At 61.0% G+C, this 10728-nt stretch carries 9 protein-coding genes and 1 tRNA gene; 2 read left to right on the top strand and 8 right to left on the bottom strand.

Annotated features, from left to right (window positions below; genetic code table 11):
• Window positions 1–18 precede the first annotated feature (18 nt).
• The 3 genes from AC1VWL_RS13900 to AC1VWL_RS13890 form a co-directional block, all read right to left on the bottom strand.
• Window positions 19–774 carry a SapC family protein gene (locus tag AC1VWL_RS13900; RefSeq protein ID WP_482987082.1) on the bottom strand — a complete coding sequence of 252 codons (756 nt, stop codon included), beginning with the start codon at window positions 772–774 and terminating at the stop codon, window positions 19–21.
• 352 nt (window positions 775–1126) lie between these two features.
• Window positions 1127–3880 carry a protein kinase domain-containing protein gene (locus AC1VWL_RS13895; protein WP_482987081.1) on the bottom strand — a complete coding sequence of 918 codons (2754 nt, stop codon included), beginning with the start codon at window positions 3878–3880 and terminating at the stop codon, window positions 1127–1129.
• Between the two features lie 23 nt (window positions 3881–3903).
• Complete coding sequence (locus AC1VWL_RS13890; RefSeq protein WP_481614563.1) at window positions 3904–4455, bottom strand: ECF-type sigma factor; 552 nt, start codon at window positions 4453–4455, stop codon at window positions 3904–3906.
• A 488-nt stretch (window positions 4456–4943) separates the two neighbouring features.
• On the opposite strand from AC1VWL_RS13890, the gene AC1VWL_RS13885 reads away from it, so the two are divergent.
• Window positions 4944–5891, top strand: coding sequence for a DUF5694 domain-containing protein (locus AC1VWL_RS13885; RefSeq protein WP_482987080.1), 948 nt, complete (start codon window positions 4944–4946; stop codon window positions 5889–5891).
• A gap of 444 nt (window positions 5892–6335) precedes the next feature.
• Here the strand turns inward: AC1VWL_RS13885 and AC1VWL_RS13880 are convergent, their stop codons facing one another.
• Window positions 6336–7148: a MipA/OmpV family protein gene (locus AC1VWL_RS13880; RefSeq protein ID WP_482987079.1), complete on the bottom strand. Its 813-nt coding sequence runs from the start codon at window positions 7146–7148 to the stop codon at window positions 6336–6338.
• A gap of 199 nt (window positions 7149–7347) precedes the next feature.
• On the opposite strand from AC1VWL_RS13880, the gene AC1VWL_RS13875 reads away from it, so the two are divergent.
• Entirely contained in the window at window positions 7348–8001 is a 654-nt protein-coding gene (locus AC1VWL_RS13875; RefSeq protein WP_482987078.1) for a TetR/AcrR family transcriptional regulator, read from the top strand.
• A gap of 268 nt (window positions 8002–8269) precedes the next feature.
• On the opposite strand, the gene AC1VWL_RS13870 is transcribed toward AC1VWL_RS13875, so the two are convergent.
• The 4 genes from AC1VWL_RS13870 to ybgF form a co-directional block, all read right to left on the bottom strand.
• Window positions 8270–8345: transfer RNA gene (locus AC1VWL_RS13870), tRNA-Lys, on the bottom strand.
• Window positions 8346–8405: 60 nt separating this feature from the next.
• Window positions 8406–9077: a 7-cyano-7-deazaguanine synthase QueC gene (gene queC, locus AC1VWL_RS13865; RefSeq protein WP_296253817.1), complete on the bottom strand. Its 672-nt coding sequence runs from the start codon at window positions 9075–9077 to the stop codon at window positions 8406–8408.
• Between the two features lie 78 nt (window positions 9078–9155).
• Window positions 9156–9845, bottom strand: a complete 690-nt coding sequence (queE, locus tag AC1VWL_RS13860; RefSeq protein WP_481614561.1) for a 7-carboxy-7-deazaguanine synthase QueE — start codon at window positions 9843–9845, stop codon at window positions 9156–9158.
• A gap of 33 nt (window positions 9846–9878) precedes the next feature.
• Window positions 9879–10607 (bottom strand): tol-pal system protein YbgF, encoded by a 729-nt coding sequence (gene ybgF, locus AC1VWL_RS13855; protein WP_482987085.1) that lies wholly within the window; start codon window positions 10605–10607, stop codon window positions 9879–9881.
• Between the last annotated feature and the right edge of the window lie 121 nt (window positions 10608–10728).

Raw genomic sequence — 10728 nt, 5'->3', positions numbered from 1 at the left:
TCGGGGACAAAGCAGGTGTCAGTGCGTGGCTGCAGGCGATGCCTGCTTGTCCAGCACCCGGCTCAATACTTCGACATTGCCCAGTGACAACAGGTGGGCGTAGATCCAGCCCAGGTCACCGGACTTGGCAAGATCCTGCAAAGCCTTGCCCTTGAGCTCGCGCAGCTTCTGCTCGTCGACCACGAAAAAGCCGTCCAGCGAGAAGGTTTCGCCAGCTGCCGTCTGCACATTCACCTGCTTGGACACCAGCAGATCGTGCGCGACCAAAGCAGCCGTCAGACCGCGGGTACGTGCCAGGTGCACCTGGTATTCCTGCAGGAACTCCAGCGCGTTCGACAGCACGGCACTGTCGTTGCCTTCTTCGTCGAACAACGCCGCGCCTTCATCGCCGCCTTCCCGCAGACCTTCGAATGCCGCATCCAGGCAAACGGTAAAATCGCTGCCCTGCGCATCCTGCTCGGCCAGTACGAACGGATAGCGGCGCAGGAATGCCGGTACATAAGCACCCTCGGCCCAACGCCCCTCGGCATTCACCATCAGGTTCTGGCCACTGCGCAGGCCCAGCAATGCGGCAGGTACCACGCTGTCAGCGCTGTTGCCGGCAAACACAATCGGGTAGTCGCGTGCGGCGCGGGCAAACTCCACGCAGGCAAGCGGTACCGAATTGAGGCTGGAGGCGAATCGGAAGTCCCCGTCGTTGGCAACCACCCGATGGTTGCGATGGGCAACCCGATTCAACTGAACCGGACGGTCATAGATCAACAGCTGCTTCATGGCGCTCCCCTGTGATGGAAAAAGTAACCCTCACTAGAAGAAACCGGGAAAAGCGTCCGCATCCAATCACGAATCCCAAAAAAAGTGGGACATCCGTCACTGGCGCCAATTAATTTTTGTAAATTTTTCGTAAAACACAACACGACCAGCCAAGACACCTGCCGTGGACACGCCAGATTCATCGCGTGGAACGCCGCACGGCGGTCCACGGAGCGCGTCAACACCAGACTCGCAGGATCCCGCGCGCGGCAATAAATCGGAATATATCAACAGCTTGGAAAGATCCCTTCGCTGATACGGCAGTGCACATCGCCCGTAAACCTGACGCGGCTGCCTTCAACACCCTCAGCGGCTAACGCGCGCCAAGATTCTGCTCGGCCAACAGCAGCAAGCCGTCCAGTTTGCGCCGATCCGGCGAGCCGGCAACCTGCTGCCGCCCTATCAGCAGCAGCACACGCTGCAGTTCGTCCTTGGCCAGACGCGCGTGTCCCAATTGCAGCAATGACTCGGCCAGGGCCAGACCGGTCTCGGCAACGGCTGCGCTGTCCTTGCCCTGCTTGCTGCCGGCAAACTCCAGCGCAGCCCTGCGCAACGCCAACGCTTGCTCTCCTTCGCCCAAGCGCATCGCAAGATCGGCACGGATTCCCAGCCAGCGCAGCTGCAGCTCCTCGGCAACCGGTGAGTCCATTTGTTCCAGCATTTGCCGCGCCTGGGCCAACTGTCCGCTGCGCACATGCCAATCGATCCGGTTCAAATGGGCCTGCACGCGACCAGGTGCATCGGCCGGCAAACTCTGGCTCAGCCCCTTGTCGGCGTGCATCAGCAGCCCGCCCGCCTCGCCCATCCGGCCATCACGCATCAGCAGGCGCCCCAACTCGCTCTCTGCACGCAGGCTGGTAGGCGAGTCCTCACCCAGTTTCTGCTTGCGGATCATCCACGCCTGTCGATACAGCGCCTCGCCCGCCGCCAGTTCGCCGCGCAGCACTTTCAACGAACCGTAATTGAACAGACCCATCGAATACTCGACCGAGTCCTGTCCATCCAGACGTGCGCTCAAGGCATTCCGTTTCTGGTAATGCTGCTCAGCCGCCGCGTAGTCACCGGAATCCCGGTACAGGTCGGCCAATCCGTCGTACTGCACGCGGACAAAGCTGTTCTCTGCGCCGTACAACTCCAGCGCGTATTGCATCCCTGATTGCAGCAGCGGCAGCGCCTGTTCGTACTTGCCCTGTTCGCGCAGTATCTGCGCCAGCCGTGTTTCCGCCGCCAACGCCAGGCTGGTCCGGCGGCCATGCAGATTGTCCAGCAGCCGCCGGAACTCGTGTTCCGCCGATGACTGCCGTCCCCAGCGCAGGTACATCAGGCCTTTGTTGTACAGCAGCTCGCTGGTCTCGGCACCGACGTCCACGCCCTCCACATCCTGATACAGCGCCGTTGCACTGTTGAAGGCCGCTTCGGCCAGATCAAAATGCTGCTGGTTCAACAGCGCCAACCCCTTTGCGCTGTACAGACGTGCCTGCACCACCGCCGGGGCCTTGCTTCCAATCAGATCCAGACCTTGCACCGCCAACTGCAGGCCGCGCCCACCATCGCCATCGAGGGTCTTCTGCACGGACAGATCCGCCAGCACATTCGCCGCATCCAGCGGACGCGCCACACGCGGATCCATGAAGCCAGCGTAGGCCTGCTGCAACAGCGTGTCGGCCTGATGCGAAGCACCAGCATTCTGATAGGCAACCCCCAGCACGGCGCGCATCCGCGCCAGCTGCGCCGGCGCATCCGCCAGATCCCGCGCAACCTGCAGTACGGCCTTGTCCAGCAGTTGCCGCGAACTCAACTCCTCGGCGCCGCGCTCGGTGCGAAGGAACGGATCAGCGGTTTCGAACATGCCAACCATGAAGTTGCTGATCTGCTGCGCCACAACCGCCTCTTCCTGCGCCTGCCGCCGGGTCTCCCACAAACCAAATACGAACACCGCCAGCAACGCGGTTGCACCCGCACCTATCGCCGTACCTTGCCAGTTCCGGCGCAGCGCTTTCCCGAGGTGGTACAGGCGGCCGCCGTTGCGCGCCAGTACCGGCTGCATCTCCAGATAACGGCGCAGATCGGCCATCAAGGCCTCGACCGAGCGGTAGCGCAGGGAGATGTCGCTGGCGCATGCACGTGCGACGATGGCATCCAGATCGCCACGCAGGCGGCGCCGCCAAGGCAGATCAGCCGGTGTATTGGCGCTGGGCGCAATCAATGCCTCACCCGTGTTCTGCGCCTCCCGCATCGACGGTTGTGTCGACAGCAGCTCCAGCAACATCACGCCAAGACTGTAGACATCGCTGGCAGCACCGACGGAATGCCCGGCAATCAACTCCGGGCTTGCATAGCCCGGCGTGCAGTAACCCGAATCGCGTTTGTCGCGCGCCTCATTGAGCAGGCGCGCCAAGCCGAAATCCAGCAACACAGGCTGGCCATTGGCCTGCACGAGCACGTTGGGCGGCTTGAGATCGCAATGCAGCACCAGCTGTTCATGTGCCGACTGCACAATGCTGCAGATCTCCAGGAACAGCGCAAGCCGTTGCTGCAGGCCCAATGCCTGCTCGGCGCACCAAACATCCAGCGGCACGCCGTCGACGTATTCCATCACCAGATACGGATGGCCATCCGGCGTGGTGCCACCATCGTAAAGGCGCGCGACATTGGACAGCTGCAGACCAGCCAGCACCTGCCGCTCCGCGCCCAGCAGTTCCACCTCGGTGGCGCCCGGCATGCCATGCAACAGCTTGATGGCAACCGTGCGCTGGTAGAGACCATCGGCACGCTCAGCCTTGAACACAGTACCCATGCCGCCATGTGCGATGCGTTCGGTCAGCCGCCATGGCCCGAGCCGCTCACCCACGCCAAGTTCCGGCGCCAAGGCACGCGCCAGCGCGGTATCCAGACGATTGCTGACCCGGCTCAGGCCCACGGTCTGTGAGCGCAGCAGCTGCAACACTTCCTCGCGCACCGCAGGGTCATCACTGCCTGTGTCGAGTGCCTGCTGCCATTGCTCGCGCGGCAGCTCGCAGATGGCATCGAACAGCTCACGAACCTGCCGCCAACGCTCCGTCGCCATCACCGCACCGCCGCCGTCGCTGCTCAGCGCAGCTGCCGGTTCAACCAGGCCCGCGCGAAGCGCAGGTCGCGGTCAACCGTTGGAGCGGATACATCCAGCACCAGCGCGATCTCATCACGACTCATGCCACCAAAGTAGGTCAGTTCAATCGTGCTCGCTGCACGCGGCTCAAGTTCGGCCAGTTGATTCAAGGCCTGGTGCAGGGCCAGCACGTCATGGCCGACAGCTGCATCGTCCGGCACCTGATCAGCGTAGGACAGAGTCAACTGCTCGGCATTGCCACCGCGCTTGTCTGCCGCGCGTGCGCGCATGTGGTCGACCAGTACCGAGCGCATCTTCAACGCAGCAATGGCGACGAAGTGAGCGCGGTCCTTGTAGTCCGCGTCGCTGCCGAGCAGGCGCATCAGCGATTCGTTGACCAGCGCGGCTGGCTGCAGGGTACCGCTGGTCTGCTGCGACAAGCGGTTGCGCGCAATCACCATCAAATCCGAGTACAAGGCTTCGAACAGATGCTCGCGCGCATCCATGTCGCCTTGTTGCCATCGGTGCAGTAATTGCGTGATCTGCTTGCTCAACCCTGTCCCCAGTGCCTGGACGCCCACCGGGGCAACCAATGGTGCATGCCGCATATTAGAACCAGACCCGACGACTTCCAACCACGGCGGCTGGCACTGTGCGTTCACACTGCAGTGCCGAGTGATCTTCAAGCCCCCTCGGTTCCACCAACGGCGAACACGGTCACAAGCCACACCAGCAGCCGGCTGCCATCGCCCGCATTGGTTCCATGATTGGTTCCGGTGAGCGCGAACCGCAGGCCTGGTGGCGCAATCCTGCCTGACGTTGACAAAGGCTTGCTGGAGAAGGAATCTGCGCAACTTCGCGCCTATCAAGCGCTCAATCGGCAGGTTCTATGCAGCAGGGTGTGATGCAGGGCATGTGGGGACGAGGCGTATTGATCTGCGCACTGTTGGCGGCAGCAACCCAGGCAGAAGCCGGACAGGCACAGCCTTTTGTTCCTGGCGCACACAAGGGGCCTCGACATGGAACACAGAACGAAGTCGCAGTGCTCGCCACTGCACATCTGGCGGGTTTGCCGAAAGCCTTCGATCCGTCGGCGCTTGCCCCGTTGCTCGACCGCCTGGCGGCGTGGCAGCCACAGGCAATCGCCGTCGAGACAGTCTCGGGACAGCAATGCGACATGTTGCGCCGCTACCCTGCCCGCTACGCATTGACGGTGAGCGACTACTGCCCTGACGTGTCAGCGGCGGCAAAGGCGACCGGATTGGATGTAGCAGCAGCGACTGCGGCCGCCGAGGGAATGCTGGTGAACTGGCCGGCGCAACCAAGCGCTGCCCAGCGTCGCGAACTGGCAGCCACCTTCCTCGCTGCCGGAGAGCACGATTCCGCCCTTGTCCAATGGCTGCACCTGCCAGCGCCAGAGCGGCGCGCGGAGGGCGTTTTGAACCAGGAGCTGGTGGAGGCGCTGGAAGCACTACGCAGCAGTCGCAATGAAAACACGCTGATCGCTGCACAGCTGGCGGTACGGCTGGGCCATCAACGGCTCTGGCCGATGGACGATCACAGTGCCGACCGCTACGGCCCGGACCCCAAGGCCTACGTGAAAGCCATCCGCAAGGCGTGGGACAACCCTGCCAGCAAGCAGCGTGCAGCCCTGTACAGCAGCCTGGAATCCCAACTCGACACACCCGAAAAAGCGCTGGCGATGTATCGGCGCGACAACGGCCCGGACGTCGCCCCGGTGGCCTTCGAAAGCGATTACGGTGCCGCGCTGGAAGAACCCTCCCCGGAGGGTTACGGGCGCATGTATGTCACATCGTGGGAGACCCGCAACCTGCGCATGGCCGCCAACATCCGCGACCTGATGGGGCCGACCCCGGGCATGCGTACCCTGGTTCTGGTCGGTGCCTCGCACAAGGCGTATCTGGATGCGTACCTTGAGCAGATGCACGATGTGCGCATCGTCGATGTCCAGCAGGCCCTGCTGAAATAACGCACAAAGGCCGTGGCGAAAGCCGCGGCCGTGCCGACCTGACCGGAGCCCGGGCAAGCGCAGCGCTCCCGCGGCTTCTCATCGACAACCGTCAAGATCACAGGATTGCCATCTCCCGGGTGCGCCGCGCCTGGCCGGGCTACGCTCGAGCTGCCAGTACAGGCAATTTGCGGAACGGCCGTCTTCCTGCGGGAAAACAAAAAAGGCTCCGGATCGCTCCGAAGCCTTGGTAATGCTGGTGGGCCGTGAAGGATTCGAACCTTCGACCAAAAGATTAAAAGATTGCTAATTTTACTTTATTTTTCAGCATCTTATAGACAATAATTTTCCCAATCCCCGGTGCGGGACTCCCAGAAATATCGGGCCAGCAACTCGAGTTTTTCCCAAGACCATATGCCGCGACGCGAAGACGAGGAGCCTATGCGGCCCCTCACTTCGCACTGATTACTTATTACTCATCCACCAAGGCGTGAAGCCTCGTGAGAAACCAAAGAAGAAGTTCATCGTTCCGTCTTTCGATGGGTCCACCAAGGGGCTGTTCTTCAGGCGATCCGGCAAGACACTGTAGTCGACGCTCCCGATGAGGGACCATTTTTCTCCAATTGGCCGATAGTAGGACAGACCGACTCTTGGGATAGCAACTGCACCAGGCTTGTAGTCAACAACGCCACGCGCCACCTCCTTGTCCAGCGTGCCAAAGTAGTAGTTTGCTGTGTCTTTGGATAGCCATTTAGCGCCGACAGTCGGCGTCAAGATCCCACGCGCCAATGGGATCGGGTAGCCATACTGGAAGGAGGCTTCCATGCCACCGCTGTTATCGGACACATCGTTGACCACCTTTGTCTCAAGCTGGCCCAAACTGCCTCGCCAGACTGCGCGAACGCCTGCGTTGACTCCGATCTCTCGGTCCTCCAGAAGACTCCTATCGACGCCGTTTCTTGCGAGTTCGCTGCGGCCCAAGTCCTTGACGTCAAAGCCGTCCATCTTGGGCTCGACAATAGCTGACAGTGCAAGGCCGCCACGTTCCAAGAACTCCCAACCCGCTGTGACGCCACGGAAGTAAAAGTGCTTTCCTTCGTAAGAAATCAAAGGATAAGGCATCACTTTCGTGCCCTCGCCAGCATATGGGCTATCTGACACCGCGGCCGCCAGTCCCAACCCCCAGCTATCTGACGCTTGCGATTTTTTTTCGCTGGACTCCGCGTATGTGTTGAACGACAAACCTAGAACCAAGGGCGTCAGCAACAGTCTTTTCATTTCGATCTCTTTCTCGATGGAGGGTGGGCACAAAGGGCGAATACCGGTGGCGACTCGTTCAGCGGCCTTCGGACTGTCATGAGCAACAAATGACCCGTCGGTCATTTGCATAATGACCGAAAGGTCATTAAAGTTTCATTGTCGAAACCAGTTCAATTCACAATCCATTCATTTGATCGAGACACTCAGGAGGCGCGATGTGGCCGCGAAAGACGAAAAGGAAGTGACAAGTACCCCATCGGGTCGCAAACGTTCCAGGCTCTCCACTGAAGTTAGGCAGGAGCAAATCCTTACTGCAGCTATCAGCGAGTTCATTGCGCGTGGTTACGAGGCGGCTAGTATCTCGAGCATTGCCTCCCAAGCAGGCATGTCCAAAGGCAACGTCTACGTACACTTTCCTAGCAAAGAAGCTCTCTTCGAAGCGCTACTTGTTCGCCTCCTCGGGCGCGCGGGAACGGACTGGGAAGATCTTTTTAAGAACGTGTCCACTGCCGAAGAGTTCGTCGACGCTTTCATAACCCATGCCTATGAAGGCATCACTGCGATGTCAGTTGCCGTAATGAAGCTCATGATCAGCGAGATCCATAGAGCCCCAGCCCTACAGGACCGATGGAACGCAAGCCTACTCAAAGACAGTCAGGCACGTCAGAAGGTATTGAACCGTTTAGTCGAAAGAGGGGTGCTGAGAAAAGGCCCACTCAGCCGCTGCTTCCACCTAGCTGGTGCACCGATTGTCTTCATCTCAGTCATGCAAATGGTAATGCCGCTTGAGGGTCCTCTGGTCGATCCGGAAGTGATGCGCATAGAGCACAGAGCCTTGCTACTTGAATCCTTGACCCCAGCACCGCACTGACGCTGCGTTCGGTGCTCTGCGCGCCCATCTAACGACGGGCAAAGAACGAAGAGTGGGTCCACCACCTGCAATCGTTTTCGGTCCGCGTGGCCAGCCGGCGAACAAGATTGGCCGCGGCGTTCGGTGGCGACAGTCCGCAGTCCAGGCATAGGTCCGCGACGAGTGGAGGCACGCGGCCTAGGAAATCGCATGTAGGCACCATGTAGGCACCAAACGAAAAAGGCACCGATAGTCGGTGCCTTTTCTGCGCTGTAACTCTCTGTTTTTATGGTGGGCCGTGAAGGATTCGAACCTTCGACCAAAAGATTAAAAGTCTTCTGCTCTACCGACTGAGCTAACGGCCCAAACAAAGACCCGGCCGTAGCCGGGGCGCGTATTCTAACGCAATAAACGCAAAAACAACATCATGCGTAATGGGTTGGATCCGCCATGCCCGCGGCAGTGAAGCCATCGGCGCGCAGCTGGCAGGCGTCGCAGTGGCCGCAGGCCTTGCCGTCCATGTCGGCCTGGTAACAGGACACAGTCAGGCCGAAGTCCACGCCCAGGCGCTGCCCTTCCAGCGCGATCTGCGCCTTGCTCAGGTACTGCAATGGCGCATGCACTCGGATGCCCGCGCCTTCCACGCCCGCCTTGGTGGCCAGGTTGGCCAGCGCCTGGAAGGCGGCGATGAACTCAGGACGGCAGTCCGGGTAGCCGGAGTAATCGACCGCGTTGACACCACAGAAAATGTCGTTGGCACCCAGCACTTCGGCCCAGCCCAGCGCCAGTGACAGCATGATGGTGTTGCGGGCGGGCACATAGGTGACGGGAATAGTGTCACCGGCACCGGCCTCGGGCACGTTGATGTCGTCGGTCAGCGCCGAGCCGCCGATGCTGCGCAGGTCGACCGCGACCACTTTATGCCCGGCCACGCCCAAGGCGGCGGCTACGCGTGCGGCGGCTTCCAGTTCGGAGGTGTGGCGCTGGCCGTAGCGCACGCTCATGGCATGCACTTCGAAACCCTGTTCCTGGGCGATGGCGACGACGGCGGCTGAGTCCATGCCGCCGGAAAGAAGCACGACTGCTTTCTTTTTCATGGTGATGATCCGGTTGGGAGAGGAAAGCCAGCACGCTGTCCCGCGCCGGGGTAAACGATTGGAGGGGGCGACGCCGGCTCAGTAACCCGGTGCGTCGTCCCACAGCAATTTGTGCAGCTGCATCTGGAAGCGCACCGGCAGACGATCGGCGACGATCCAGTCGGCCAGCTCGCGCGGGCTGACCTGCGACTTGCTCGGTGAGAACAACACCATGCAGCGCTCCGGCAAACGGTGCTCGCTGAGCATGGACTTGGCCCACTCGTAGTCACCACGGCTGCAGATGACGAACTTGAGCTGGTCACGGGCGGTCAGCAGCGGAATGTTCTCCAGCCGGTTGCGTGCCATTTCCGCCGAATCCGGCGTCTTCAGGTCGACCACGCGTGATACGCGCGGGTCCACATCGGCGATGTCCAGCGCGCCGGAGGTCTCCAGCGACACATCCAGGCCGGCTTCGCAGAGCTTGTGCAGCAGGATCAGGCAGCGCTTCTGCGCCAACGGCTCACCGCCGGTCACGCAGACGTGGCGCACGCCCTGTTTCAACACTTCGGCGACGATATCGTCGATGTCCCACCAGTCGCCACCATGGAACGCGTAGGCGGTATCACAGTACTGGCAACGCAGCGGGCAGCCTGTCAGGCGCACGAACACGGTCGGCCAGCCGGCAGTATCGGCTTCGCCTTGCAGGGACAGGAAAATTTCAGTGATCTTCAGTCGCGGCAACGGCGACTGCACGATCTCGCTGGGAACAGCGGCGCTCGGAGAGTTCATATTCGTTGGCCGCACCATCGGTGCGGCACCACATCAACGCAGCTGCTGGCCGAGCCGGATCGACTGCAGTCGGTCCTGGGCAGTACGGGCCGCATCACTGCCGGGAAAACGGGAAACAACCTGTTCCAGGGTTTGTTGCGCCTGGGCATTGTTGCCTTCACCGAACTGCGACAGGCCAAGCTTCAGCAAACCGCCGGCAGCCTTGTCATGGGTCGGATAACGGGCAACCAGATCGCTGAACTGTGCCTCAGCCATCTTGAAATTACGGGTCGCATAGAAGCTCTCACCCAGCCAATACAAGGCATTGGGGGTGTAGGCAGCATTCGGGTACAACTCAAGGAAGCTCTGGAACAACTGCGCCGAGTCGGCATAGTTGCCGGCCTTCAACGCATCGAACGCGACATTGTAGGCAGCACGCTCATCACCGGCCGAGGCCAGCGTACCGGCATCGCCACGTACCGTCGGCGGACGTTCGGCAGCAGCCGCTGTCGGCTTTGCGGCCGCAGCGGCAGGCGTCACCGCGCCAGTGGCAGGAGCTGCCGGAGCACCAGCACCGCCTTCAAGGCGATTGAGGCGACCGTCCAGGTCCAGGTACTGATCGCGATTGCGCTGCTTCAGCTGTTCGTTCTCGTGCTGAAGCTGCTCGATCGTGCCCTGCAACGCCTGCATTTCAGTACGCAGCTGCTGCAGCTGATTGAGCATGTCGGTATTGGCCTGGCTGTTGTTGACCTGCGTTTCCAGCACGCCAACACGGTCAGCCAGACTTGCCCGCTGTGCATACGCGGGCGCCGGGAAGCCCCACCCAGCGCACCCCCCCCACCCAACAGTTAAAGTCGTTCACGTACCGCATATGTCCGTTTGCGGGTGTATACGGCAAAGCTCA

It is taken from the genome of Stenotrophomonas sp. STEN063, assembly GCF_056854515.1.
Note: the sequence above shows the minus strand (reverse complement) of the source record. Positions and strands in the feature narration are given on the sequence as shown.